Consider the following 23,940-nt stretch of genomic DNA (forward strand, 5'->3'; position numbering starts at 1 on the left):
TGCGACACCCGATGAATGAAATGACGAAACCACGATGCCCATGAAGCTGGTTTCCCAGGCCGTGCCGACCGCGGAACCCGCCGCGCGCCATGCGGCCAATCTGCGCAGCGATCCCAGTTTCCACGCGACGCTGGTCTGCGTCGAACGCGCGGCGGAGATGATCCGCATCCTGCAACGGGACAACGAGTCCGCGAGGCGGCAGATCGCCTCGCTGCGCGAGGAGCTGCGACGGCAGAAGAGCGAGCGCCATGGCGGGACGGACGAGATCGAGCGTCTGATCGGCAGCTGGCAGGAGAAGCTCGAAACCGCCGAGTACGAGAAGTCCCAGGCCAATGCGCTGGCCATGGCGGCGGTGACGCGCTGCGAGGAGCTGGCCGCGAGCGAAGCGGCGCTGCTCACGCGGCTCGCCCAGGCGGAGGCGCGGACAGCGGAGGCCGAGAATTATCTGGCGGGTCTCCAGAAGGCGATCGAGTTCGAGCTCTCCGGTCTCCTGGGATGAGCCGGCGATGAGTTTCGACCGCCCCGAACGACCCGGACCGTTGTCCGAACCCGGCGACGAGGACGCGGAGGTCTTCGCCCGTTTCGCCGAGCTGGTATCGCGCTCGGCCGGTCGGGAGGAGGTTCCGGCCGAGCCTGCGGCGTTGGAGCGGGATTGGTCCGCATCCCTCCAGTTTATCCGGGATGTCGGCGAAAAGCTCCGCGAGACACAGCGCCGCTCCGAGCTGATGACGCGCAACGCGGTCGAGATCGCGCGCAAGGCCGTCGCCGCGATGAACGAGGCGCGCGAGCGCGCCACGCTCGCGGAAGCCGATGCCGCAGCCGCAATGGCACGAGCCAGGGCGGCCGAAGACGAGCTCCTGGCACTGAGGCGGGAGCACCCGCCGCAAGAGCCCCTGCTCGCCGGTGTCGATCAATGGCTTCACCAGGCGCATCTGCAGCTTCAGATGGCACGGGAAGGCCGCAGCGAGCGGTGAGGTGGACCTGCCAAGGGGCGCATGACCACGGCTCCATCAGCCACGCATCGGCACGCGCTTGCCGGTTTTTGCGGCTGGATCGGGCCGGCGCGGCCGAGACCACGGTCGAAGCCCCATGGCGTTGCGCGTCCGGCCCGTCGAAAAAGCGAAAGCCCCGGCCTTTCGGTCGGGGCTCGATCTGTCAGGCGGTCATTCATTCGGCGGCATGACGCCGCCGGCTGACCTCAGGCCTTCGGCGCAGCCGGGACGGCCTTGGCGACGATGCCTTCGAACGGCTTGTAGGCGTCCTTGGCGAGAGCCTGGTAGAGCTCGCCCATCTTGGTCATCTGGGCGACGGCGCCTTCGAAGGCGGTCTTGACGTAGTCGGCCTGGATCTCGAGGGCCTTGTCGAAGGTCTTCACGCCGGCGAGCTTCTCGAGCGTCGCGGTGGAGGCCTCGAAGGACTTCTTGGCATAGTCGGAGGTCTCGACGGCGATGGTCTGGACACCCTTGGAGGTGGCGCCGAAAGCCTTAAGAGCGGCATCGACGTTTTCTTTGGAGGCCTTCTGGAACGTCTCGAACTGCTGGATCATGGAGTGTCTCCTTGGAACGCTCGGGTCTTCGATTGAACGGCCGGAGCGAACCGACCGCCGCCCCAAGTCGGATGCCGGAGCACCACCGGGGTCTGATCGCCATATTGTGCAGTGCAACATGAATGTCAAGCGCATGCCGCAATGCACGCAGCGCAGTTCGTTCCGCCCGGAACGATTCAAGTTTTAACCGCTCCGTAACCGCACGCTCCTAACCTTCCCAACTGTGTCCTTCGCGCCACGTCACCAAGGCGCAGGGGCCGGACTTGAAGGTCGTGAGTTCGGGGCGTTCCATGGTGTTGGGTTGCGTTGTGTTGCGGCGGCCGCGTCTGCGGGCCGTCGTAGGGCTGATTGGTATCGCCGCCGTCGCGGCGACGATGGCGACCTCCCCCGCCGAGGCGCGCAAGCGCCGGCATCATGCCGCCGGCGGCGGCTACACCCCGCCCTATGCGGCGATGGTGGTCGATGCCCGCACGGGCCGCACCCTGCATGCCGTCAACGAGGATGCGCCGCGCATCCCCGCCTCGCTGACCAAGGTCATGACGCTCTACATGCTGTTCGAGCAGATGGAGCGCGGCCGCTTCGACATGGATTCGGAGCTCAAGGTCTCGTCCTATGCCGCCTCGCAGCCGCCGACCAAGATCGGCCTGCGCCCCGGCTCGACCATCTCGGTCGGTGACGCGATCAAGAGCATGATCACGCTCTCGGCCAACGACGCCTCGGTCGTCGTCGCGGAGAACATCGCCGGCTCGGAGGAGGCTTTCGCCGACCAGATGACGCGCAAGGCCCGCGCGCTCGGCATGAGCCAGACCCGCTTCTACAATCCGCACGGCCTGCCTCACTCGCCGCCGAACCTGACCACGGCGCGCGACCTCAGCGTGCTGGCGCGCGCCATCCAGGAGCGCTTCCCGAAATATTACCCGATGTTCTCGATGCGCGCCTTCCAGTATGGCAGCCGCACGATCCGCGGGCATAACCGCCTGCTCGGCAAGGTCGAGGGCGTCGACGGCATCAAGACCGGTTACACCCGCGCCTCGGGCTTCAACCTGATGACCTCGGCTAAGAGCGAGGGCCGGCACATCGTCTCGATCGTGCTCGGCGGCCGCTCAGGCGCCTCGCGCGACAAGATCATGACCGACCTCGTCCTGGCGAACCTGCCGCGCGCCGCCACCTCCGGCCGCGCCATGGTCGCCGAGGCGGCCGAGCGCGAAGCGCCCGAGGAGCGGGTGAAGCCGGTCGAGCGGCCGCGCATCGCCGCCGCCGAGCCCGCGCCGGTCCCGGTTCCTCGCCCCGAGCCGGTCGCGGCCCGCGAACCGCTGCCCGCCGCCGCACGCGCCTATGCGCCGATGCCGACCCAGACACCGATGGCCCCGCCGCGCCCGGTGGCGAGCGCCGGCCAGCCGCTGCAGCTCTCCGGCATGCGCCCGGTGACCGCGACCACCACGCCGTCGGCGATGCGCTGGTCGATCGGCGCCCAGCCCGCCGATGCCAAGGTCCTGCGCCCGCCGGCCAATGTCGACACCACCTCCTCGATCGCGAAGGTCGCCGAGCCCGCGCCGCAGCCGGTCAAGGTCGCCGAAGCACGCACCGTGCCCGAGAAGGCCGACACCACAGCCAGCATCGCCCGCCGGCCCGAGCAGACGCCCAAGGCGGCTGCGCCGGAGCCCGTGGCCGTGTCGCACCAGGCCGCCGTCGTCGCCTCCGGCAAATGGGTGATCCAGCTCGGCGCCACCGATGACGAGGCCAAGGCGAAGGAAATTCTCGCCCGGGCCAAGGCGGCCGCCTCTCTCAACGGCGTTGCCGGCTTCACCGAGAAGGTCGCCAAGGGCGGTTCCACCCTGTTCCGCGCCCGCTTCGCCGGCTTCGACGACTCCAAGGACGCCCAGAACGCCTGCGCAAAGCTGAAGCGGGGCGGGTTCTCCTGCTTCGCCACCAAGAGCTGACCGGACGGATCAGGGAAAGGAGTTCACGCCATGTCGCAGACGCACTCCGGACACCCCTCGCTATCGTCGCTTCAGCAGGACGTCCTTGGCCTGATTGACGCGAGCAGCAAGGCCGCTCGTTCCCCCCGCATCCGGGTGGATGCGCTTCATCAGGCCCCGATGGGCCTCGCGGATCGCCTCCTCGCTCGCCCCCGGCTGAAGCCCCAGGATCTCGTTGGCCTCCTGCTGCGTCATCGCGCTCGGGCGCGCCGCGCCGCCCTGCCCCGCGTCGCCGTGACGCTCAGCGTCTTCACCCCCGCCGGGCGCCCCGCCGTGGAGATATGCCTGTAGCAGCCGGGCGCCCTCCGGGTCCTGCGCCAGCAATTCGCGCATCAGCGCCGTCATCTCGGCGGCGCGAAGCCCGGCGAGGTCGCGCCCGGCGAAAGTGCCGCCCGTGACGCGGCCCGCGATCGCGACGCCCTCCGGCGTCAGATCGAGGGCGAGCATCGGGCTTTCCGCCGTGCTCGGCCTGCCGCCGCCCCAGGGAAACCGGATGCCGCCGGGTCCGGTCGCGCTCCAGCCCAGGAGCCAGGCGCCGACGCCGCCCAGCACCATCGCCATATCCATGCGGCCGCGCAGCATCAGCAGCCCGGCCGCGCCCAATGCGGCGATGCCGCCGAACGTCTTGGCGACGCGGGCCATCTTCTTGGGATCGGTACCGGCGAAGAATTTGAGCACCCACCAGATCAGGATCAGAGTGGCGAGGCCGTAGAGCAGGCCCATCAGCGCACGCCCCCCGGCGATATGATCCGCAGGCCGCCGCTCACAGCAGCCCGAGCCCGGCGAGCTCCCGCCGCAGCGCCTCCGGCATTTCGCCGAACTCGGCGTCATCCCCAGCCAGATCGCGCGGCGCCTCGGTCTCCAGCAGGTAGCGCCAGCCCTGGAAGGGCCGGAACGGACGCGGCGCCACCGGCACCACGGCCGGCTCGAGCACGAGATGGCAGCGGCCGATGCCGTCCGCATCCTTGAACGGGCGGATGTCCGTCAGCCGCTGGCGTGCCGCGATCTGCCCCTTGATCACCCAATAGAGCGATCCGCCCGCCAGAATCTCCTCGACCTTCTTCGGCACCATGCGCGTGGTGTGCAGCTGTTCGAGCGGCTCGCCGCGCGTTCGGCGCAGGGCCATGCGCTCGTCGATCCAGCCTTCCAGATCGCCGATCGATTCGGCGCCGACGCAGAGCTTGAGCAGGTGGAGGGCCATGACCGCAAAATAGGCTCGCGGCCAGCTGCGGACCAGCCTCTGCGGAGCTTCTCCACAGCCGGCCGTCAGTCGCGATGGGCCAGCACGTTGACCAGCCGCCCGAATGGATCGCGCAGGAAGAAGCGCCTGACGCCCCAGGGCTCATCGACCGGACCATATGCGATCGCATGACCGGCCGACCGCGCTCGGCCGAGCACCTCATCGAGATCGTCGACCTCGATCGACAGATCGGGCACCGGCGCGCCTGAGCCGCCCTCGTCCGCGAAGCTCAGCTGCGGCGCCATCGTCACGGCTTCGGCCGCGTAGGTCTGAATCCAGCCATGATCCATAGCCAGGGTCAGGCCGAAAAGATCGCCATAGAACGCTTGCGCCAGCCCCGGCTCCGCGGTTGCGATGTTGGCAACGATTCGCTTTACCCTCACCCCGACCTCCCGAACCAGACACGGACGCAGACCATGCATGGACTGTCAGGCAAAGCCATCCTCGTCACCGGCTCCTCGACCGGCATCGGCTATGCGATGGCGGAGCGGCTGGTCGCGGAGGGTGCGCGCGTCCTGATCCACGGCCGCGACGAGGCGGAGATCGACGCGGCCGTGGCTCGCCTCGGCACCGCGACCAGCGGCTTTGCCGGCGATCTCGCCGAACCCGACACCGCGCAGGAACTGGTGGACGCCACCATCGCCGCATTCGGCCGCATCGACGGCCTCGTCAACAATGCCGGCATCTATCCGCGCGGCGTGCTGGGCGAAACCACCGCCGCCTTCTTCGACCATGTCTTCGCGATCAACACCCGCGCCCCGCTGCTCTGCGCCGAGGCGGCGACCCGCGCCTTCCGCGCCCAGGGCTCCGGCGGCGCCATCGTCACGGTGGGCTCGATCAACGCCTGGTGCGGGCTCGCCACCCTCACCGTCTATTCGATGTCGAAGGGCGCGCTGATGACGATGACACGCAACATGGCCGATGCCCTCGGTGCCGAGCGCATCCGGGTCAACCAGCTCAATGTCGGCTGGACATGGACAGCCAACGAGGACGCCACCCAGCGCAAGGAAGGCAAGCCGGCCGGCTGGGAAAAGAGCGTGCCGAAGCGCAGCGCCCCGACCGGCCGCATCATGCAGCCCGAGGAGATCGCGGCCCACACCGCCTTCTGGCTTTCGGACGAAAGCGCACCCGTCTCGGGCCAGATCTACGAGGTGGAGCAGTTTCCGGTGATCGGGCGCAATTGAACGGACTGGCGGTCGAACAGGCCCCATCATCCCGGGGCATGGCGAGCGACCAAAGTGAATTCTCAACAAAAGCCGGCAAACGACTCTGCCGACTCGCCTATTCCCCGATCACCACCACCTTCGCCCCCTCCGCGACCTGGGCTCCCGGCGCGCCGACGACCTCGCTGACCGTGCCGTCGCGCGGCGCGGTCAGCACATGCTCCATCTTCATCGCTTCGACGATGGCGAGGCGCTGGCCCTTCGCCACGGCGTCGCCCGGCTGGACGAAGAGCGCGACGAGCTTGCCATGCATCGGCGCCTTGACGACGCCGCCTCGGCCCGCCGCAGCGTCGAGATCGACGCCGAAGGGATCGAGCAGCGCGACCGCCGTCTGTCGCCCGCGATGCAGACCATACCAGGCCCCGCCTTCGCCCTGGGCCAGCGCGACCTCGTGCTCGCCCTCGTCGATGGCGTGGCCCGGCAGGGTGACGCGGGCGCCCCCCTCACGCCACTCGATCCGCGCCTCGACACGCTCGCCATCGACCATCAGCGGCAGCCCCAGCGGCGGGCGCGGCATCAGCGAAAACGCATCGGAGTCCAACCAGGGTGAGAAGGCCTCGCCATCAGCCCGCTCGGCCGCGCGCATCACGCCGTCGAGCTGCCGCTCCTCCTCGAGTTGCAGCGCGGCCGCCGCCACCGCAGCCGCATCGAGCGGCTGCGGCTCGGCGCCGAGGGCGGACATGTTGCGCTCGATGAAGCCTGTGTCGAATGGCCCTTTGCGGAAGCCTTCCGCCTGCGCCAGCTTCTTCAGGAAGGCGAGATTGGTGCGCGGACCGGCCACCACCGTCTCGCTCAGCGCCGCCAACAACCGGTCCAGCGCCTCGTCGCGCGTGGGGCCATGGGCAATCACCTTGGCGATCATCGGATCGTAGAAGGGCGTCACCGTGTCGCCCGCCTCGACGCCGCTATCGACGCGGATGCCCTCGCCTCCCGGGAACTGCAGCGCCCAGAGCTTGCCGGTCGACGGCAGAAAACCCTTTTCCGGATCTTCCGCATAAAGCCGCGCCTCGACGGCATGACCTTTCGCCTGAACATCGGCCTGCGTGAATCCGAGCGGCTCGCCGGCCGCGACCTTCAGCTGCAGCTCGACGAGGTCGAGACCCGTGATCGCTTCCGTGACCGGGTGCTCGACCTGAAGCCGCGTGTTCATCTCCATGAACCAGAAGCCATCCGGTTTCAGCCCGTCGCGCCCATCGGCGATGAACTCGACCGTGCCGGCCCCGACATAGCCGACGGCGCGCGCCGCCTCGGTAGCGGCCCTGCCCATGGCGGCGCGCACCTCGTCGCTCATGCCCGGCGCCGGCGCCTCCTCGATCACCGTCTGGTGGCGGCGCTGGAGCGAGCAATCGCGCTCATAGAGATGCACGACGTTGCCGTGGCTGTCGCCGAAGACCTGGATTTCAACATGGCGCGGCGAGAGCACGTATTTCTCGACCAGCACCCGCGCATCGCCGAAGGCGCTCGCGGCCTCGCGCTGGGCGCTCGCGAGCGCCTCGTCGAAATCCTCGGGCCGATCGACCTTCTTCATCCCCTTGCCGCCGCCGCCCGCGACGGCCTTGATCAGCACCGGATAGCCGATCCGCCGCGCTTCCCCTCGCAGGAACCCGGCCTCCTGCTCGGCGCCGTGATAGCCCGGCACCACCGGCACGCCGGCCTTCTCGACCAGCGCCTTGGCAGCGTCCTTCAGCCCCATCGCCCGGATCGCGGAAGCCGGGGGGCCGACAAAGATGATCCCGGCTGGGGCGCAGGCCTCGGCAAATTCGGCGTTTTCCGACAGGAAGCCATAGCCGGGATGGATGCAGGCGGCGCCCGATTCCCGTGCCACCGCGAGGATCGTCTCCGCATCGAGATAGCTTTCGCGGGCAGGCGCCGGGCCGATCCGCCAGGCCTCGTCGGCCATCTGCACGAACAGCGCCTCAGCATCGGCATCGGAATGGACGGCGATGGTGCGCAGTCCCAGCCGCTTGGCCGTGCGGATGACGCGGCAGGCGATCTCGCCGCGATTGGCGATGAGGATGGATGGCAGCTTGGCGGCGATCGACATGCGCGGCGTCCTCGAAGACCTGCCCTGTTATAGCCCGCCCGCCTGCCCTGTCTGCGGGCCGTTGCGCAGATCGGCCTGGGAGGCTTGCCCATCCGGTCCCCGGCGCAGCGAACGCCAGATCGCCCATGTCGCCTGGAAGCAGAGCCCCGCGACCACAAGGTCGAAGAGATATTCGGGCCATCGCACCGGCGCGGCGCGCGCGGCCAGCCCCACCAGCGCGAAGCCGGTGGTGGAGATCGCATCGTTGCGCGAGGAGAGCCAGGTCGCCCGGATCACCGGGTTCTGCTCGGCCCTGAACCGCCACAGCGCGGCGATGACCAGGAGCGCGATCACGATGGCGCTGCCGGCCGCGAAGCCTAGCGTCCAGATCTCGATCGGGCGCGGCACGACGATCTTGTCCCACAGATCGTAGAGCGTGTGGACACCTGCGACCGCCATCACCGTGGCGATGCCGAGCGCCGCCAGCCTCTCCGCCCGTGCGTCGCGCCCGAAGACGAGCGCGGCGATGCCATAGAGCGCGACGTCATAAACCCAGTCGATGCCGTCCTTGAGCAGCTGCGTGTTGCCGATGGACAGGGCCCAGGCGACGGTCAGGGAAGCCTGAACCAGAATGCCGAGCGCAATCGCCCAGATGGTGCGGGTATAGGCGCGGGCGATGGCGGGGTCCGTGGTCGCTTGGCTCTCGATCACCGCCATCCCGTCAGCCCCGCCGCGTCATCCCGAAGGAGCCGCAAAGCCGTGGCCATCCGGGACCATGCCGGAAACTTTACCGGATACGCTCCGGAATACATCCAGTCTTTGCTTCGCTCGGCCCGGCATGAGCACGAGCGCGGGTGACCGCCCGCTCATCCCCGGCCGACGAGCGGGGCTTTGGTCGCCATCACGGTGACGAAGAGGATGTTGGCCTCCGGCGGCAATGCAGCCATGTGCAGCACGGTGGACGCGACATGCTCCACATCCATCACCGCCTCGACCTTGACCGAGCCATCCGCCTGCGGAACGCCCGTCGTCATCTTGCGGGCCATCTCGGTCAGCGCATTGCCGATATCGACCTGCCCGACGGCAATGTCGTATTTGCGCCCGTCCAGCGAGGCGGTCTTGGTGAGGCCGGTGATGGCGTGCTTGGTCGCGGTATAGGCGGCCGAGTTAGGCCGCGGGGCCTGCGCCGAGATCGAGCCGTTGTTGATGATGCGTCCGCCCTGGGGCGTCTGCGCCTTCATGGTCCGGAACGCCGCCTGGGTACACAGGAAGGGGCCGGTGAGGTTGGTGTCGACCACCTTCTGCCAGTCCTCGAGCGACAGGTCCTCCAGCAGCACCCCGCCCGGCGCGTTGACACCGGCATTGTTGAACAGCACGTCGACCCGCCCGAAGGCCTCGACCGTCTTCGCGAAGAGGGTGTCGACCGAGGCCTTGTCGGTGACGTCGGTGGGCACGGCGAGCGCGGCATCCGAGCCGGCGCCCGCGAGCGAAATCGTCTCCTCCAGCGGCTCGGCGCGGCGCCCGGCCAGCACCACCCGGTAGCCGTCCCTGAGGAAGGCCAGCGCCACCGCTCGACCGACGCCCGACCCCGCCCCCGTGATGATCGCGACCTTGTTGTGACCAGACATGGTTTCCTCACGGCTTTTCTTGGTTTCAATCGTTTCAAAGCATAAGCACTGTGACGCCGCAAGGAAGCCCCGCCCGACGCCGCAGATGACGCTTGCGGCGCGCACGAAAGCCGGGTTCTATCCCAGCCGCAACTGCACGGCGGCCGAATGACCGATCTGCGGTCGCGGCCGCGAACGGGGCGGCTCCGCCGCGAGGGAATGACGCGATGTTCCAATCGAAGCGTCTCGCCGCCATCCCCGAATTCCTCTTGGTCACATCGGCTGCGCCCATCGCCCGCGGCGCGACCGGCCCGCGCGTGGTCGCCTTGCAGGATCTGTTCTGCGACCTCGGCTATGCCTTGCCGAGATCGCGCAAGGGCACGGGTTGGGACGGTATCTTCGGCAGCGAGACCGACGCCGCCGTCCGCCAGTTCCAGAAGAGCAAGGGCCTGCAGCCCGACGGCATGGTCGGCCCGAAGACGCTGAGAGCGCTCGACCTCGCCGTTCTGGCGGACCCGATGCTCGAGCTCGTCGATCTGGTGTCCTACAAGGCCAACCAGTTGCAGGACCCCTTGCTCCCGGCCGAGCGCCGCGGCAGCGCGATCTGGTGAGCCGTCATGTCCGACCACCGCATCGCGCCGGGCTTCACCCTCAAGGATGTCCACTTCGACACGAGCTTCGCCCCCATCTCGGCGCAGGCGAAAGCCGAGGATTGGGGCAATAGCGACCCGTTCAAATGGCGCATCGTGGTCGGCCGCGTCGATCCGTCCAAGGGCGGCCAGCCGGCTTTCACCAGCACCTGCAGCTTCGTTCCGCAAGGCGCACCGGGCGGCACCACCTACGGCATCAAGCAGATCGCCTTCCACAAATTCCTGTCGATCTTCTATTACGGCCGGGAAAGCGCCCATGGCTCGATCGTGATGGGCACGACCTCCGTGAATTTCGCCTGGCATCTGGACGCCACGGGCTCGCTCTCGGCGAGCGGCTTCTCGGCGCCCAGCCTGCCCTTCTTCCTGGAGAACGCCAAACCCGTCGCCAATGGCGGCAAGGGGTCGATCAAGGTGATCGACTCGCCCGGCGGTACGGCCCGGCTGGTGCGGCCCAATCTGGTGACCGGCAAGCGCAACTTCCTGCGCAGCTACGTCTCCGAGACCACGTTCATCACGATGCTCACGGTGGTGATGCCGGACGCGCGGCATATCCCGGTGCGGGCGGTGGCCTGGAATTTCGCGACCGAGGCCAAGGTGACCTGGAACGCCGACGACAAGCCCAGCCTCGCCGCTACCGGCCGGTGCAGCTTCGACAGCCTCGTCGACGCGGATATGCTGCACACCGTCCAGCGGCAGTTGCTGGAGGACAACAGCCTGGGTTCGACCGACACGATCCTGTTCAAGGTCAATAACGGCCTGACCAATGCCGAAATCCAGGATGCGAATGCCGGCGTCGCCACAGGCTCCCGTGACGACCGCCGCTTCGGCGGCGGCACCTTCGAGATCATCCACTCTGAGCGACAGCAGAAATAGTCTCGGCTGCCCCGGACGACCTCACATCCGAAACACGCCGAATCGCGTTTCCGGGATCGGCGCATTGAGCGTGGCCGAAAAGGCGAGCGCCAGCACCCGGCGCGTCTCCGAGGGCAAGATGATGCCGTCGTCCCACAGGCGCGCCGTGGCGAAATAGGGCGAGCCCTCCTCCTCGTACTGATTGCGGACCGGCGCCTTGAACGCCTCTTCCTCGGCGGGCGACCAGCTCTTGCCGGCGGCCTCGAGATTGTCCCGGCGCACGGTGGCGAGCACGCTCGCCGCCTGCTCCCCGCCCATCACCGAAATCCGCGAATTGGGCCAGGTGAAGAGGAAGCGAGGGCTATAGGCCCGCCCGCACATGCCGTAATTGCCGGCGCCGAACGAGCCGCCGACCAGCACCGTCACCTTCGGCACCCGCGCCGATGCGACCGCCGTGACGAGCTTGGCCCCGTCCTTGGCGATGCCGCGCGTCTCGAAATCCCGCCCCACCATGAAGCCGGTGATGTTCTGCAGAAACAGCAGCGGGATGCGCCGCTGGCAGCACAATTCGATGAAATGCGCGCCCTTCAGCGCACTCTCGGAGAACAGGATGCCGTTATTGGCGATGACGCCGACCGGAATGCCGTGGATGCGGGCAAAGCCCGTGACCAGCGTCGTGCCGTAGAGGCGCTTGAACTCGTCGAACTGCGACCCGTCGACCAGCCGCGCGATCACCTCGCGGATGTCGTACTGCTTCTTGAGATCGGTCGGCACCACCGCCTCGAGCTCTGCCGTGTCGTAAAGCGGGGCCACCGGCTCGGCGATGTCGATATCCGGGCGCTTGACGCTGTTGAGGTTGCCGGCGATGCGGCGGGCGATCGCGAGTGCATGGCCGTCGTCGCCGGCGTAATGGTCGGCGACGCCGGAGAGCCGGGCATGGACGTCCGCCCCGCCGAGATCTTCCGCCGAGACCACCTCGCCGGTCGCCGCTTTCACCAATGGCGGCCCGCCGAGGAAGATCGTGCCCTGCTTGCGAACGATGACCGTCTCGTCCGACATCGCCGGCACATAGGCCCCGCCCGCGGTGCAGGAGCCCATCACCACCGCAATCTGGGGAATGCCCTCGGCCGAGAGCGTCGCCTGATTGTAGAAGATGCGGCCGAAATGCTCCCGGTCGGGAAAAACCTCGGTCTGGTGCGGCAGGTTGGCGCCGCCCGAATCGACGAGATAAATGCAGGGCAGCCGGTTTTCGCGCGCGATCTCCTGCGCGCGCAGATGCTTCTTGACCGTCATCGGATAGTAGGTGCCGCCCTTGATCGTCGCATCGTTGCAGACGATCATGCATTCGCGCCCCGCCACGCGCCCGATGCCGGCGATCATGCCGGCGCCATGGACATCACCCTCATACATCCCGAAGGCCGCGAGCGAGCCGATCTCGAGGAAGGGCGAGCCAGGATCGGTCAGCCGCAGCACGCGTTCGCGCGGCAGCAGCTTGCCGCGGGCCATGTGACGCTCGCGCGATGCCTCGTTCCCGCCCAGCGCAGCGGCGGCGCGGCGCTCCTGCAGTTCGGCCCGCAGCGCCGCCCAGGATTCGGCATTGGCGCGGGTCTCGGCCGATTCCAGATCGACCTTGCTCTCGATGGCCGGCACAGGCTCGCTCCTCCCGTCTTTCCGATCGGTTATGGCGCGGCGCTGGCCAAAGGCCAACCGGCGCGGAAACACCCGCGCAAATCGGCATCGCTGCACGGCTCTCGGCCCGTCACTGCGAGGAGCGTAGCGACGAAGCCATCTAGGAGGACCGGGTGAGACGCTGCACCAAGCCCTCCTGGATGGCTTTGCTGCGCTCGCAATGACGGTGGAGCGCGCCCCTCGACGGCATTCACGCCGACACGGTCGGCCCAAAGATGCGCTCGAACGCCTCGCGCAGCACGATATCTGCTTCCGGCATCGTCACCGGCAGGCCGAGATCGACCAGAGAGGTCACGCCGTGCAGGCGCACGCCGCACGGCACGATGCCGTCGAAATGCGACAGCTCCGGATCGACATTGAGCGAGATGCCGTGAAACGACACCCAGCGGCGCACCCGGATGCCGATCGCAGCGATCTTGTCCTCCATATCGGCGCCCTTCTCCGGCCGCCGCACCCAGACGCCGACCCGGTCCTCGCGCCGCTCGCCGCGAATGTTGAACTCGTCCAGCGCGCCGATCAGCCAGCCCTCGAGCGCGGCGACGAAGCGGCGCAGATCGGGCTGGCGCCGCTTCAGGTCCAGCATCACATAGGCCACGCGCTGGCCCGGCCCGTGATAGGTGAACTGCCCGCCCCGCCCGGAGCGGAACACCGGGAAGCGATCCGGCGCGATCAGGTCTTCGTCCCTGGCAGAAGTCCCGGCGGTATAGAGCGGCGGATGCTCCACCAGCCAGACGCGCTCCCGCGATTGGCCGTCCGCGATCAGCGCGGCCCGCGCCTCCATCTCGGCCACGGCCTCGTCATATCCAGTGAGGCCGTCGCTCACGACCCATTCGACCGGCTCCGACCCCGGCTCCGGCACGAAGGAAACGGACAGGGCCTCGCGCAAATTCACCATGGCTTAACCATGTTCCGATCAATCTCTCAGCGTCGGATCACCGATCCGGCCGATCTCTGCGACGCCTCTTGCGCCCAAATCCGGCCGGCAGGCAAGTTCGTTGGTCGAATTCGAGAAATGGGTTGTCGGAGACTGCGTTTGAAGGCCGATCTCAACCTCGTCCCCGTCGAACTGACCGTCGTGCTGGGGCAGACGCAGATGCCGATCTACAAGCTGCTGCGACTCGGCCGCGGCGCGATCATCGAGCTCAACACCAGCGAGACCGACGAGGTCCAGATTCTCGCCAACAACCACCCCTTCGCCAAGGGAATCGTTGTCGTCAGCGGCGCCAAGATCTCCGTCGAGATCACCCAGATGCTGAAGCGCCCGACCGTCTACGCGCTCGACACCACCGCACGCGCCGCCTGAGCCCGGCTTTTCGGCGATTTTCGAGGAAAGCGACGAAGCCGGCTCTTTTTACCGCCGATGCTCTTGTGGTCGCGGAATCGATTTGCTAGATCGGCGCCGCTCCCGGTGGCTCTGCCCGCCGCCGGATCAGAGCTGCGGTCGTGGCGGAACTGGTAGACGCACTACCTTGAGGTGGTAGCGGGGAGACCCGTGGAGGTTCGAGTCCTCTCGACCGCACCAAATTCGGACGACAGTCCAGCAAAACGGCGACCCTCGCGGGTCGCCGTTTTCGTTTCGGCGCGCCCTCAAAAAGCCGTTTGCCGGTGGCAAGGCGAAGTTCTGCACGCAACCTCGATGCCCCCCGGTTTCCAGGCCAACCCATCACCGTCCCGCGTTTTGGGCGGCGAGATCGCCATGAGTCTCGGGCATGTCGGTCGGCCGCGCACGGGGCGAAGAGACGGTCGCGGCCGACCGTCAGAACTTTGGTAACGTAAATCCTGCATTTCATAAGTTCGACGAACACGAGACGATCGCCCGCCTGATGCAACGCTTCCGCGCCCTGCCCCTTCTGGCTGCCGCCGCCTTCGCGCTGATGGGTGGCTGCACGGCCCTCGACCGGCTGGGCGATGCCCGTCCGCATAGCGGCGTGGCGGAGGCCCACAGCTATCCGATCCACGGCATCGACATTTCGCGCTGGCAGGGCGAGATCGACTGGGCTTCGGTCAAGGCCTCCGGGGTACGCTTCGTCTACATGAAGGCGACCGAGGGCGGCGACCATGTCGATCCGTCGTTCCAGCGCAATTGGGAAGGCGCGCGCCGCGCCGGCATTCCGCGCGGTGCCTATCATTTCGTTTTCTGGTGCCGCCCCGCCCATGAGCAGGCGATCTGGTTCAAGCGCCAGATTCCCAATGATCCCGACGCCCTGCCGCCGGTGCTCGATGTCGAGTGGAACGGCCATTCGAAGACCTGCCCGAAGAAGATCGACCGCAATCTGGCGCTGGAGAAGATCCAGCTGATGCTGACCGAGCTCGAGCAGCTCACCGGCAAGAAGCCGGTGATCTACACGGACATCACCTTCCACCGGGAGGTGCTGGAGGGGCAGTTCAACGACTATCCCTACTGGATCCGCTCGACCGCCGCCAAGCCCGAGACCCGCTACAACAACCGGCCCTGGTCGTTCTGGCAGTTCACCACCACCGGCCGCGTACCCGGCATCAAGGGCGACGTCGACCGCAACGCCTTCTTCGGCAGCGAGAGCGAATTCCACGGCTGGCATCGCGGCGAATTCGACATCGCCACCCGGCGCTGGGAGCGCCGCCAGCCGCAGGCACCGCGGCCGCAGCCCGTCATGCCCGGCGTGCCCGACCCCTCCTCCCCGTTCACGCCGCCGGCCGCCCCGCCGCCGGGCCGCTTCGAGGAGGTGCCCGTCGCGCGCCTGCAGGGCACCGCGCCGGCGAGCGCCGCCGCCTTCCAGCAGCTGGACGATCCCGAGCCTGTCGATTGAAGCCGGCGCCGGCGCTCCGCGCCGATGGGGCGAGACCGTACGCCCGTCCTTGGTGTGGCTCCGCCTTTCGCCGGACATGCTGAACGTGTCGGCCTCGCCGCGTCGCGCGGGTTAACCAAGGCTGAAAATCATCCGTAGAAGGCCGCGCGCTCCTAACGGCCGCTTAACCAGCATCTCCGCATCTGGACCTGTGATGCAGGAGAACCACATGCCAGCGCGCGAGCTGACCCCGCAGACGATCTTCCGGACGCAGCGCCTATGGGCGTTCGCAACGCTGGCCATCCTCGCCTGCTTGGTCGAGCCCGCGCTCGCCTTCTATCCCAAGAAGGGCGACAGCGCGCCGCATCACGGCGTGCGCGATGCCCGCCGCAAGGTCATCCAGGGCATCGACGTCTCGCGCTGGCAGGGGGAGATCGACTGGGCACGGGTCAAGGAGGCCGGCACCCGCTTCGCCTTCATCAAGGCCACGGAAGGCGGCGACCATCTCGACCCGCAGTTCCGCCGCAACTGGGCGGAGGCCAAGCGCCACGGCATTCCCCGCAGCGCCTATCACTTCGTCTGGTGGTGCCGCTCGGCGAAGGACCAGGTGCGCTGGATCAAGAAGCATATCCCGCGCGATCCCGACGCCCTGCCCCCGGTGCTGGACGTCGAATGGCAGAACGATTCCCAATGCACGAAGCGGATCTCGCAGCGGGAGGCGCTTGAGAAGATTGAGGTCATGCTGAAGGGCCTGCGCGAGCACACCGGCAAGAAGCCGGTGATCTACACCGACATCAACTTCCACGAGGATATCCTCGAAGGCCAGTTCAACGACCACCCCTATTGGCTGCGCTCGACCGCCGCGCCGCTCGCCAAGCGCTATGCCCGCGATCGCTGGGAGTTCTGGCAGTTCACCACCACGGGCCGTGTGCCCGGCATCACCGGCGATGTCGACCGCAACGCCTTTTTCGGCTCCGAGCATGAATTCGAGGCCTGGAGGCAGGGCCGCTTCGACATCGGAACGCGCATCTGGCATGGCGGCGAGCCGAAGACGAGGCTCGCCGGCCGCACACCGCCGCCGACGCCCGCAGGCCTGCGCGCGCCGCAGAACGCCGGCGGCGCGAAGCTGAGATACACACCGCCGGGGCGCATTCCCGCTCGCACCGCCGATAACCGCGACAGCGACCGCACCGGCACGCTGCGCCGCAACTGACCGCGTCCTTCACCGTCACGCGCCTGTCATATCCGCATCGCCTTGTCCCGCGGAGCTTCAGGAACGACGACGATGCCGGCCGATCAACAGGGCGATCTTCACTCCCGCTACGGGATCATCTGGGCCTACCGTTTCGACAGCCAGGGCAAGCCCAGCCTGGTCGACCGGGACACCCTGCCGGATCTGGCTCCCGAAGACGGCTTCGTCTGGCTGCATCTCGATCTCGTTCATACCCGCGCCCAGAGCTGGGTCGGTGAGCAGGATCTTCCGGAATCGGCCCGGGCCGTCTTCCTCTCGCAGGAAGCGCATCAGCGGCTCGACCATTCGTCCAGCCTCGCCTGGGGTGTCTCGCACGACCTGACGCGGGACGTCGCCGACAAATCCGACACGGTCGGTGCGCTGCGCTGGATCATCGGCGAGCGTTTCCTGTTCACCGGCCGGCGCGAGGCGCTGCAGGCGATCCGCCTGACGGCCGAGGGGCTCAACCGCGGCGAGACGGCCCAGAACCCCGCCGTGCTGTTCGAGCAGATCATCGAATACATCATCGACGACGTCACCGACAGCGTGGTGCGCCTCGTCGAGGAGACCGATACGGTCGAGGACCATGTGCTGCTCGAGAAGCTGCATGACGGGCCCCAGCGCGTTGGCGCGGTGCGGCGCACCGCCGTGCGGCTGCATCGCCAGCTCAGCGGTCTGCATGTGCTGTTCCGCCGCTTCGCCGAGACCCATTCCGGCCGCAGCGCGCCCGATCAGGTCAAGGCGACGGCGCTGCGCCTGCTTCAGCGCATCGACGCCCTGCATCACGACGTCCAGCTGGTGCAGGACCGGGCGCGGCTGCTGCAGGACGAGATCGCAGCGCGCTCCGTCAGCCGCACCAACCGCCAGCTCTATGTGCTCTCGATCCTGACGGCGCTGTTCATGCCCGCCACCTTCGTCACGGGCCTGTTCGGCATCAACGTGAAGGGGCTGCCCTGGGTCGAATCCGAGATCGGCGCCATCAACGTCACGCTGGCCTGCATCGCCGCAGCGGTTCTGACGCTGGTGCTGCTGCGCCGCCGGGGCGTCATCGGCGACTGAGGCGGCGGGCCTCGCGGGGTGATGCCCAGCCGGGGTTGCGCGATTTCGCACGCTCCGGACCGGGCCGTTTACGAGCTATAGTCCCGGTCAAAGAGCGGCGCCCGCCGCCGCGACCGGGAGGTTCCTCATGCTCGCCAATGCGCCGCGCCGCTTCGATTTCGACCTCGGCGAAACCGCCGACGCCATCCGCGACACGGTCCATGCCTTCGCGCAGGAGCAAATCGCCCCGCGCGCCGAGGAGATCGACCGCACCAACCTCTTCCCGCGCGATCTGTGGCCGCAGATGGGCGCGCTCGGCCTGCACGGCATCACGGTCGAGGAGGAGTATGGCGGCGCCGGCCTCGGCTATCTGGAGCACTGCGTCGCGGTGGAGGAGATCTCCCGCGCCTCGGCCTCGGTCGGCCTGTCCTACGGCGCCCACTCCAATCTCTGCGTCAACCAGATCCGCCGCAACGGCAGCGAGGCTCAGAAGCGCCGATATCTGCCCAAGCTGATCTCCGGGGAGCATGTCGGCGCGCTCGCCATGTCGGAGCCGGGCGCCGGCTCCGACGTCGTCTCGATGAAGACGCGCGCCGACAAGCGCGGCGACCGCTACATCCTCAACGGCAACAAGATGTGGATCACCAATGGCCCCGTCGCCGAGACGCTGGTCGTCTACGCCAAGACCGATCCGCAGGCCGGCTCCAGGGGCATCACCGCTTTCCTGATCGAGAAGGGCATGCCCGGCTTCTCGACGCATCAGAAGCTCGACAAGCTCGGCATGCGCGGCTCCGACACCTGCGAGCTCGTCTTCCAGGATTGCGAGGTGCCTGAGGAGAATGTGCTCGGCCAGGTCGGGCGCGGCGTCAACGTGCTGATGAGCGGGCTGGACTATGAGCGCGTCGTGCTCGCGGCCGGGCCGCTCGGCATCATGCAGGCGGCGCTCGACGTGGTCATGCCCTATGTCCATGAGCGCCGGCAGTTCGGCCAGAGCATCGGCGAATTCCAGCTCGTCCAGGGCAAGCTCGCCGACATGTATGTCGCGCTGAACTCCTGCCGCGCTTACGTCTATGCCGTCGCCAAGGCCTGCGACCGCGGCCAGACCACGCGAGAGGACGCTGCAGGCGCCATCCTGCTCGCGGCCGAGAAGGCGACCCAGGTCGCGCTCGACGCCATCCAGTTGCTCGGCGGCACTGGCTACATCAACGACTACCCGACCGGGCGCTTGCTGCGCGACGCCAAGCTCTACGAGATCGGCGCGGGCACCAGCGAGATCCGGCGGATGCTGATCGGGCGGGAGCTGTTCGAGAAGACGAAATGAGTGCTGGAAGCCCGGTCGGGAGAGCGCGGGGAACCCCTCTCCTGTAAGGAGAGGGGCAGGGGTGAGGTGTCGGCCCCTTGGCCAGCAAAGCACAGGCCTGGCCTTTGCCCCGGTGAGTGTGCGGCCACAGCGTTCAACGGCCTTCACCTCACCTTGCCCTCTCCTTACAGGAGAGGGTTCTGCATCGCGGTTCAGGAGCCTTTCCGATGCCCCTCTACTTCGCCTACGGCCTCAACATGGACCCCGCCGGCATGGCGCAGCGCTGCCCGCGCGCGACGGCGCTCGGTCCCGCGCGTCTCCCCCGCCACCGCTTCATCGTCACGCGCGACGGCTATGCCTCGGTGATCCGCGATCCGCGCGAGGATGTGCATGGCGTGCTGTGGGACTGCTCGCTCGCCGACATCCGCGCGCTCGACAAGTTCGAGGAGTTGGCGAGCGGCCTTTACGCCAAGATCAGCCAGCCGGTCATCCTGCCGGGCGGTGCCAAGCGCGCGCTGATCTATATCGGCCGCAGCGCTGAGCCGGGAAAGGCCCGGCCCGGCTATATGGAAACCGTGATCGCCGGTGCCGAACATTTCGGCTTACCAACGAGTTATGTAGCCGGCTTGAATCGATTTCTGAGCGGCGGCCTGGCAAGGCCGGCCGCCCTGTCCGACGGCGACACGCTTCCGCCGGGGCCGGTGAAGGGCGTCAGGCCCCGGGCGCTAGCTCCAAAATAGGCTGGCGGCCTTACACCGCCAGCCCCTTGGCCAACTCGCTGACCTGCTTTTCGAACAGCGCCCGGTAGGCGCCGTCCTCGCGGGCGAGCAGGTCCTCATGCGGCCCCTCCTCGACCACGCGGCCGCGGTCGAAGACGAGGATGCGATCCATGGCCCGCACCGTCGAGAGCCGGTGCGCGATCACGATGGTGGTGCGCCCTTGCATCAGCCGCTCCACCGCCTGCTGGATCAGCGCCTCCGATTCCGAATCGAGGCTGGACGTCGCCTCGTCCAGGATCAGGATCGGCGCATCCGCCAGGAAGGCCCGCGCCAGCGCCACCCGCTGGCGCTCGCCGCCCGAGAGCTTGATGCCGCGCTCGCCGACCAGCGTGGCATAGCCCTTGGGCAGGCGCATGATGAACTCATGCGCATTGGCGAGCCGCGCCGCCTGCTCGATCTGCGCCATCGAGGCACCGGGCCGGCCATAGGCGATGTTCTCCGCCAGCGAGCGGTGGAACAGCACCGGCTCCTGCTGCACGATCGCGATCTGCCGACGCAGGCTCTCCTGCGTGACGGAGGCGATATCCTGCCCGTCGATCGCGATGCGCCCGGCGGTGACGTCGTAGAGCCGCTGCACGAGCTTGACGAAGGTCGTCTTGCCCGAGCCGGAGCGCCCGACCAGCCCCACCTTCTCGCCGCCACGGATGGTCAGCGAGAAATCGCGATAGAGCGGCTCGGCATGCCCGCCATAATGGAAGGTGACGTCGTCGAAGGTGATCTCGCCCGCCGTCACCGCCATCTCGCCGGCCCCCGCCCGGTTCGGCACGCCATAGGGCAGATCGTGCATCGCCACGAGTTCCTCCATGTCGTTCACCGAACGCTGCAGGTTGTGGATGTGCTGGCCGACATCGCGCAGATAGCCATGCACCACCGCATAGGCGGTCAGCACGAAGGCGACATCGCCCGGCGAGGCGCGCCCGTTCAGCCACAGCCAGATCACGAGCCCGATCACGCAGCCGCGCAGCACCAGCAGAACGACGTTCTGCCCGGTGCCGGACCATGTCCCGCGAATCCAGCCACGCCGCGTCCGCAGGCTCCATTTGGCGAGCACCGTCGTCAGCCGGGCATCCTCCCGCGTCTCGGCCCCATAGGCCTTGACCACCGGATTGCAGGTGATCGCATCCGCAAGTGCCCCGCCGACGCGCGTGTCCCAGGCATTGCCCAGCCGCGAGGCCGGTGCGACATAGCGCAGCGACAGCAGCAGCGTCAGCGCGATGTAGACCACCGCCCCCAGAGCCACGACGAGCCCCATCACCGGCCAGTGCCAGGCCAGCACCACCGTCATGCCCAGGAGGATCACCAGCGAGGGCAGGAGCGCGATCAGGATCGTGTCGGTCAGCAGATCGAGCGCCCACATGCCGCGCGTGATCTTGCGAACCGTCGAGCCGGCAAAGTTGTTCGCGTGCCAATCGGTCGAGAAGCGCTGCAGCCGAGCGAAGGCCTCCTGCGCGACGTTGCTCATCGTGAACAGCGTCATGCCGGTCAGCCCGACAAAGGCGAAATGCCGCCCCGCCACGGTCACGGCCGCCAGCGCCAGCATGAAGGCGAGCGCGGTCAGCGCCGTGCGCGCGCCCTCACCGGCGCCGGCCGCGACGGCATCGACGAGCTGCCCGGCATAGATGGGGATGAATAGCTCGGCGAGCGTGGCCGCGATGGTGACGGCCGCGACCCAAGCGACATAGCCCGGCCGGCGCGCCCAGTGCCGGAAGGTGAAGCCGAGAACGGCACGGAACGGCTCCCGCCGCCCGGTCTTGAGATCGAGGGACATGATGTCATCCGGTGCGCGCGGCACCGACTCCAGATCAGGCGGAGCCCGCGCAGCAGCGCGCTCCGAAGACGAAAACAAGTTTTGAAAGAAGGCTCTGGAGGCCGCCGGTGGCGGGCCTCGGGCGAGACCGGCCTAGTGGCGCGAGAGTCGCATGGGAGGAGCGATGGTCATGAATGTCATTCAGCCCTCCCTTTCCTGAGTTGGAGCCAAGTCCGGTCAAAATGCCGCAGAAGAGGTCGCAAGGCAAGCGCCGGCGCCATGCAGCAGACGCCGAGGCGGCATCCGCGCGCGCCCGCATGCGCGGCACGCGCGCGAGAACGCGCGCGTCGGGACGCGGGATCACCAGAACAGCGCGATAATCCGTAATGCGATCACCAGCAGGAAAGCAGCGATGATCGTCGCCAGCACCTGCTGCCGCTTGGCCCGGTTGGGGAACTGCCGCGCCAGCAGCCGGCCGAGCGGCTTGCGGAAGATGAAGGCCGCGACCAGAAGAACGATGACGATATGGGACAAGACGGTTCCACGTCCGAGGGGCTGGCTCTCTCTCTTGCTGCGCGCCGCCGGCGGGCGCAAGCTGCTTGCCTCGGCGGGCCCTGGAATGGCAGAGCGGCGGCATGATCGGCTTCACCATCATCGACCTGCTGGCCCTGGCCTTCTTCGCCGCCGCCTGGCTCGGCTACCACTATGCCGTCGAGCTGGGACCGCATGCCGGCAAGAGCCTCAACATGCGGATGAATCTGCGCCGCGCCCGTTGGATCCGCGAATCCCTCGGCCGCGACAACCGCATCGTCGACACGCAGGTGATGAACGGTCTCCAGAACGGCACCGCCTTCTTCGCCTCGACCTCCATGATCGCGATCGGCGGCACCCTCGCCTCACTGCAATCGGCGGAGCGTGTGGTGGCAATCTTCGCCGATCTGCCGCTCAACGCCGCCCCAACCCGCGCGGTCTGGGAGATCAAGGTCATCGGACTGGCGATGATCTTCGGCTACGCCTTCTTCAAATTCGCCTGGTCCTACCGGCTGTTCAATTATTGCGTCATCCTGATCGGCGCCCTGCCCCCGGCGCGCGGGCATGACCCGGAAGAGGCGCGCAAGGCCGTTCATGAGACGGTCGAGATGAACGTCGCCGCCGGCCGCCATTTCAATCGCGGCCAGCGCGCCTTCTTCTTCGCGCTCGCCTATATGGGTTGGTTCCTCGGGCCGGTGAGCTTCATCGCCTTCACCCTCGCGGTACTGATCGCGATGTATCGGCGCCAGTTCGCTTCCGACGCCTCGCGCGTCTTCCGCTATCCGGGCGCGCCCGAGCCCGACAGGCCGGCCGAGCCATGAGCGAGCGCGAGCAGGAGCTGGAAGCGGCGATGCTGCGGCTCGTCGCCCAGCGCGGGCCGGACAAGACGGTCTGCCCCTCCGAGGCGGCACGAGCCGTGGGCGGCGATCATCCCGATGGCTGGGGACCGCTGATGCAACCGGCGCGCAAGGTCGCCGTGCGGCTGATGAAGGAAGGCCGGCTCGTCATCACCCGCAAGGGCCGCCCCGTCGACCCCGACGATTTCCGCGGCGTCTACCGTCTGCGGCTGCCGCCGGAAGGCTGAGCCTCAGGGGCCGGGGAACAGCGAGTCGCTGTAGCCGGCGAGCCTGTAGGCGACGAGCCCGACCCACTCCTTGAAGCCGTTATCGGCAATCTCGAGCCCGCGCGGCGCACGGCTATAGGGGCGGATGAAATCGTCCGGCTTGCCGCGCGACCAGTAATCGACCGGAAACGCCTCGACCTCGAACCCCGCCTTGCGGAAGACGCCCATGGCGCGCGGCATGTGCCAGGCCGAGGTCACCAGCAGCCAACGCTCGCCGGGCTGCGGCGCCACGAGCCGCCGGGTGAAGACGGCGTTTTCCCAGGTGTTGCGCGACTGATCCTCGAGCGTCAGCCGCGCCGGATCGAGCCCGAGCCCGACAAACAGCGTCCGCGCGGCATCCGATTCGGTATGGGTCGCCTGCGAGACGAGGCTGGGCGCCCCCCCGGTGAAGACGATACGGGCCTGCGGATGCAAGCGCGCGAGTTCGACCGCCTTCGTCATCCGCGCCGCTGCCGCGTTGAGAACCACTTCGCCGCGGGCGAGGCTGATCGCGCCGCCGAGCACGACGATCCCCGTGACCGGTCCCTTCGCGGCGTCCTGCTGCGGAAAGCGGTCTTCGAGAGGCCGGATCACCGCGCGCGGCAGGGGGCTGAATGCCTGCAGCCCCAGCATCGCCA

At 68.0% G+C, this 23,940-nt stretch carries 25 protein-coding genes, 1 tRNA gene and 1 pseudogene; 15 read left to right on the forward strand and 12 right to left on the reverse strand.

What is annotated here, in order from left to right; all coding sequences use genetic code 11:
• Positions 1-40 precede the first annotated feature (40 nt).
• The gene (locus ACOJTB_RS19485) at positions 41-499 is read left to right on the forward strand and encodes a hypothetical protein (RefSeq protein ID WP_420104183.1); all 459 of its coding nucleotides are present in this window, start codon (positions 41-43) and stop codon (positions 497-499) included.
• Positions 500-539: 40 nt separating this feature from the next.
• Complete coding sequence (locus ACOJTB_RS19490; protein WP_420104184.1) at positions 540-974, forward strand: hypothetical protein; 435 nt, start codon at positions 540-542, stop codon at positions 972-974.
• Between the two features lie 224 nt (positions 975-1,198).
• Here the strand turns inward: ACOJTB_RS19490 and ACOJTB_RS19495 are convergent, their stop codons facing one another.
• Complete coding sequence (locus ACOJTB_RS19495) at positions 1,199-1,546, reverse strand: phasin family protein (protein ID WP_420104185.1); 348 nt, start codon at positions 1,544-1,546, stop codon at positions 1,199-1,201.
• 374 nt (positions 1,547-1,920) lie between these two features.
• On the opposite strand from ACOJTB_RS19495, the gene ACOJTB_RS19500 reads away from it, so the two are divergent.
• Entirely contained in the window at positions 1,921-3,486 is a 1,566-nt protein-coding gene (locus ACOJTB_RS19500; protein WP_420104186.1) for a serine hydrolase, read from the forward strand.
• Positions 3,487-3,546: 60 nt separating this feature from the next.
• Here ACOJTB_RS19500 and ACOJTB_RS19505 read toward each other — a convergent pair whose 3' ends face one another.
• The 3 genes from ACOJTB_RS19505 to ACOJTB_RS19515 all read right to left on the reverse strand — a co-directional run bounded on the left by ACOJTB_RS19505 (position 3,547) and on the right by ACOJTB_RS19515 (position 5,148).
• Positions 3,547-4,248 (reverse strand): J domain-containing protein, encoded by a 702-nt coding sequence (locus tag ACOJTB_RS19505; protein WP_420104187.1) that lies wholly within the window; start codon positions 4,246-4,248, stop codon positions 3,547-3,549.
• 40 nt (positions 4,249-4,288) lie between these two features.
• Positions 4,289-4,726 carry a DUF1489 family protein gene (locus ACOJTB_RS19510; protein WP_420104188.1) on the reverse strand — a complete coding sequence of 146 codons (438 nt, stop codon included), beginning with the start codon at positions 4,724-4,726 and terminating at the stop codon, positions 4,289-4,291.
• A 65-nt stretch (positions 4,727-4,791) separates the two neighbouring features.
• Positions 4,792-5,148 carry a VOC family protein gene (locus ACOJTB_RS19515; protein ID WP_420104209.1) on the reverse strand — a complete coding sequence of 119 codons (357 nt, stop codon included), beginning with the start codon at positions 5,146-5,148 and terminating at the stop codon, positions 4,792-4,794.
• 33 nt (positions 5,149-5,181) lie between these two features.
• Here ACOJTB_RS19515 and ACOJTB_RS19520 point away from each other — a divergent pair, with 33 nt between their 5' ends.
• The gene (locus ACOJTB_RS19520) at positions 5,182-5,949 is read left to right on the forward strand and encodes an SDR family NAD(P)-dependent oxidoreductase (RefSeq protein WP_420104189.1); all 768 of its coding nucleotides are present in this window, start codon (positions 5,182-5,184) and stop codon (positions 5,947-5,949) included.
• A 97-nt stretch (positions 5,950-6,046) separates the two neighbouring features.
• On the opposite strand, the gene ACOJTB_RS19525 is transcribed toward ACOJTB_RS19520, so the two are convergent.
• The 3 genes from ACOJTB_RS19525 to ACOJTB_RS19535 all read right to left on the reverse strand — a co-directional run bounded on the left by ACOJTB_RS19525 (position 6,047) and on the right by ACOJTB_RS19535 (position 9,639).
• Positions 6,047-8,032, reverse strand: coding sequence for an acetyl-CoA carboxylase biotin carboxylase subunit (locus ACOJTB_RS19525; protein WP_420104190.1), 1,986 nt, complete (start codon positions 8,030-8,032; stop codon positions 6,047-6,049).
• 27 nt (positions 8,033-8,059) lie between these two features.
• Positions 8,060-8,722, reverse strand: a complete 663-nt coding sequence (locus ACOJTB_RS19530; RefSeq protein WP_420104191.1) for a cation efflux transmembrane domain-containing protein — start codon at positions 8,720-8,722, stop codon at positions 8,060-8,062.
• A gap of 155 nt (positions 8,723-8,877) precedes the next feature.
• Positions 8,878-9,639: an SDR family oxidoreductase gene (locus ACOJTB_RS19535; protein ID WP_420104192.1), complete on the reverse strand. Its 762-nt coding sequence runs from the start codon at positions 9,637-9,639 to the stop codon at positions 8,878-8,880.
• A 206-nt stretch (positions 9,640-9,845) separates the two neighbouring features.
• Here ACOJTB_RS19535 and ACOJTB_RS19540 point away from each other — a divergent pair, with 206 nt between their 5' ends.
• Both ACOJTB_RS19540 and ACOJTB_RS19545 read left to right on the forward strand, forming a co-directional pair.
• Positions 9,846-10,229: a peptidoglycan-binding domain-containing protein gene (locus tag ACOJTB_RS19540; protein ID WP_420104193.1), complete on the forward strand. Its 384-nt coding sequence runs from the start codon at positions 9,846-9,848 to the stop codon at positions 10,227-10,229.
• A 6-nt stretch (positions 10,230-10,235) separates the two neighbouring features.
• The gene (locus tag ACOJTB_RS19545; protein WP_420104194.1) at positions 10,236-11,141 is read left to right on the forward strand and encodes a hypothetical protein; all 906 of its coding nucleotides are present in this window, start codon (positions 10,236-10,238) and stop codon (positions 11,139-11,141) included.
• A gap of 21 nt (positions 11,142-11,162) precedes the next feature.
• On the opposite strand, the gene ACOJTB_RS19550 is transcribed toward ACOJTB_RS19545, so the two are convergent.
• On the reverse strand, positions 11,163-12,770 hold the full coding sequence (locus ACOJTB_RS19550; protein WP_420104195.1) for a carboxyl transferase domain-containing protein: 1,608 nt from the start codon (positions 12,768-12,770) through the stop codon (positions 11,163-11,165).
• A 229-nt stretch (positions 12,771-12,999) separates the two neighbouring features.
• Entirely contained in the window at positions 13,000-13,704 is a 705-nt protein-coding gene (lipB, locus tag ACOJTB_RS19555) for a lipoyl(octanoyl) transferase LipB (RefSeq protein ID WP_420104196.1), read from the reverse strand.
• Between the two features lie 138 nt (positions 13,705-13,842).
• Between lipB and ACOJTB_RS19560 the strand changes: the two genes are divergently transcribed.
• The 7 genes and pseudogenes from ACOJTB_RS19560 to ACOJTB_RS19590 all read left to right on the forward strand — a co-directional run bounded on the left by ACOJTB_RS19560 (position 13,843) and on the right by ACOJTB_RS19590 (position 19,883).
• On the forward strand, positions 13,843-14,112 hold the full coding sequence (locus ACOJTB_RS19560) for a FliM/FliN family flagellar motor switch protein (RefSeq protein WP_420104197.1): 270 nt from the start codon (positions 13,843-13,845) through the stop codon (positions 14,110-14,112).
• Positions 14,113-14,246: 134 nt separating this feature from the next.
• Positions 14,247-14,331: transfer RNA gene (locus ACOJTB_RS19565), tRNA-Leu, on the forward strand.
• Positions 14,332-14,632: 301 nt separating this feature from the next.
• A pseudogene (locus ACOJTB_RS19570) lies at positions 14,633-15,355 on the forward strand (glycoside hydrolase family 25 protein); the annotation flags it as partial.
• A gap of 448 nt (positions 15,356-15,803) precedes the next feature.
• Positions 15,804-16,787 (forward strand): glycoside hydrolase family 25 protein, encoded by a 984-nt coding sequence (locus ACOJTB_RS19575; RefSeq protein WP_420104198.1) that lies wholly within the window; start codon positions 15,804-15,806, stop codon positions 16,785-16,787.
• A gap of 72 nt (positions 16,788-16,859) precedes the next feature.
• On the forward strand, positions 16,860-17,864 hold the full coding sequence (locus ACOJTB_RS19580) for a CorA family divalent cation transporter (protein WP_420104199.1): 1,005 nt from the start codon (positions 16,860-16,862) through the stop codon (positions 17,862-17,864).
• A 127-nt stretch (positions 17,865-17,991) separates the two neighbouring features.
• The gene (locus ACOJTB_RS19585) at positions 17,992-19,164 is read left to right on the forward strand and encodes an isovaleryl-CoA dehydrogenase (protein WP_420104200.1); all 1,173 of its coding nucleotides are present in this window, start codon (positions 17,992-17,994) and stop codon (positions 19,162-19,164) included.
• A 206-nt stretch (positions 19,165-19,370) separates the two neighbouring features.
• Entirely contained in the window at positions 19,371-19,883 is a 513-nt protein-coding gene (locus tag ACOJTB_RS19590; protein WP_420104201.1) for a gamma-glutamylcyclotransferase family protein, read from the forward strand.
• A 10-nt stretch (positions 19,884-19,893) separates the two neighbouring features.
• Here the strand turns inward: ACOJTB_RS19590 and ACOJTB_RS19595 are convergent, their stop codons facing one another.
• Together ACOJTB_RS19595 and ACOJTB_RS19600 are read right to left on the reverse strand one after the other, a co-directional pair.
• On the reverse strand, positions 19,894-21,690 hold the full coding sequence (locus ACOJTB_RS19595; protein ID WP_420104202.1) for an ABC transporter ATP-binding protein: 1,797 nt from the start codon (positions 21,688-21,690) through the stop codon (positions 19,894-19,896).
• A 339-nt stretch (positions 21,691-22,029) separates the two neighbouring features.
• A complete protein-coding gene (locus ACOJTB_RS19600; RefSeq protein WP_420104203.1) occupies positions 22,030-22,203 on the reverse strand; it encodes a hypothetical protein in 174 nt (57 codons plus the stop codon).
• Between the two features lie 101 nt (positions 22,204-22,304).
• Here ACOJTB_RS19600 and ACOJTB_RS19605 point away from each other — a divergent pair, with 101 nt between their 5' ends.
• The gene (locus ACOJTB_RS19605) at positions 22,305-23,021 is read left to right on the forward strand and encodes a DUF599 domain-containing protein (RefSeq protein ID WP_420104204.1); all 717 of its coding nucleotides are present in this window, start codon (positions 22,305-22,307) and stop codon (positions 23,019-23,021) included.
• A complete protein-coding gene (locus tag ACOJTB_RS19610; protein WP_420104205.1) occupies positions 23,018-23,284 on the forward strand; it encodes a DUF3253 domain-containing protein in 267 nt (88 codons plus the stop codon). The genes ACOJTB_RS19605 and ACOJTB_RS19610 overlap by 4 nt, the downstream gene beginning before the upstream one ends.
• Positions 23,285-23,287: 3 nt before the next feature.
• On the opposite strand, the gene ACOJTB_RS19615 is transcribed toward ACOJTB_RS19610, so the two are convergent.
• A partial coding sequence (locus ACOJTB_RS19615) for a YdcF family protein (RefSeq protein ID WP_420104206.1) occupies positions 23,288-23,940 on the reverse strand: 653 nt, incomplete at its 5' end.

This window comes from Allobosea sp. (assembly GCF_048595345.1).
Lineage (GTDB): Bacteria > Pseudomonadota > Alphaproteobacteria > Rhizobiales > Beijerinckiaceae > Allobosea.

Bases quoted from the DNA above. Each gene is read 5' to 3' on its own strand.
- ACOJTB_RS19605 (WP_420104204.1), top strand. From the start codon at position 22,305: ATGATCGGCTTCACCATCATCGACCTGCTGGCCCTGGCCTTCTTCGCC.
- ACOJTB_RS19485 (WP_420104183.1), top strand. From the start codon at position 41: ATGAAGCTGGTTTCCCAGGCCGTGCCGACCGCGGAACCCGCCGCGCGC.
- ACOJTB_RS19590 (WP_420104201.1), top strand. From the start codon at position 19,371: ATGCCCCTCTACTTCGCCTACGGCCTCAACATGGACCCCGCCGGCATG.
- ACOJTB_RS19510 (WP_420104188.1), bottom strand. From the start codon at position 4,726: ATGGCCCTCCACCTGCTCAAGCTCTGCGTCGGCGCCGAATCGATCGGC.
- lipB (WP_420104196.1), bottom strand. From the start codon at position 13,704: ATGGTGAATTTGCGCGAGGCCCTGTCCGTTTCCTTCGTGCCGGAGCCG.
- ACOJTB_RS19520 (WP_420104189.1), top strand. From the start codon at position 5,182: ATGCATGGACTGTCAGGCAAAGCCATCCTCGTCACCGGCTCCTCGACC.
- ACOJTB_RS19585 (WP_420104200.1), top strand. From the start codon at position 17,992: ATGCTCGCCAATGCGCCGCGCCGCTTCGATTTCGACCTCGGCGAAACC.
- ACOJTB_RS19575 (WP_420104198.1), top strand. From the start codon at position 15,804: ATGCCAGCGCGCGAGCTGACCCCGCAGACGATCTTCCGGACGCAGCGC.
- ACOJTB_RS19535 (WP_420104192.1), bottom strand. From the start codon at position 9,639: ATGTCTGGTCACAACAAGGTCGCGATCATCACGGGGGCGGGGTCGGGC.
- ACOJTB_RS19500 (WP_420104186.1), top strand. From the start codon at position 1,921: ATGGCGACCTCCCCCGCCGAGGCGCGCAAGCGCCGGCATCATGCCGCC.
- ACOJTB_RS19495 (WP_420104185.1), bottom strand. From the start codon at position 1,546: ATGATCCAGCAGTTCGAGACGTTCCAGAAGGCCTCCAAAGAAAACGTC.
- ACOJTB_RS19540 (WP_420104193.1), top strand. From the start codon at position 9,846: ATGTTCCAATCGAAGCGTCTCGCCGCCATCCCCGAATTCCTCTTGGTC.
- ACOJTB_RS19610 (WP_420104205.1), top strand. From the start codon at position 23,018: ATGAGCGAGCGCGAGCAGGAGCTGGAAGCGGCGATGCTGCGGCTCGTC.
- ACOJTB_RS19505 (WP_420104187.1), bottom strand. From the start codon at position 4,248: ATGGGCCTGCTCTACGGCCTCGCCACTCTGATCCTGATCTGGTGGGTG.
- ACOJTB_RS19545 (WP_420104194.1), top strand. From the start codon at position 10,236: ATGTCCGACCACCGCATCGCGCCGGGCTTCACCCTCAAGGATGTCCAC.
- ACOJTB_RS19595 (WP_420104202.1), bottom strand. From the start codon at position 21,690: ATGTCCCTCGATCTCAAGACCGGGCGGCGGGAGCCGTTCCGTGCCGTT.
- ACOJTB_RS19580 (WP_420104199.1), top strand. From the start codon at position 16,860: ATGCCGGCCGATCAACAGGGCGATCTTCACTCCCGCTACGGGATCATC.
- ACOJTB_RS19525 (WP_420104190.1), bottom strand. From the start codon at position 8,032: ATGTCGATCGCCGCCAAGCTGCCATCCATCCTCATCGCCAATCGCGGC.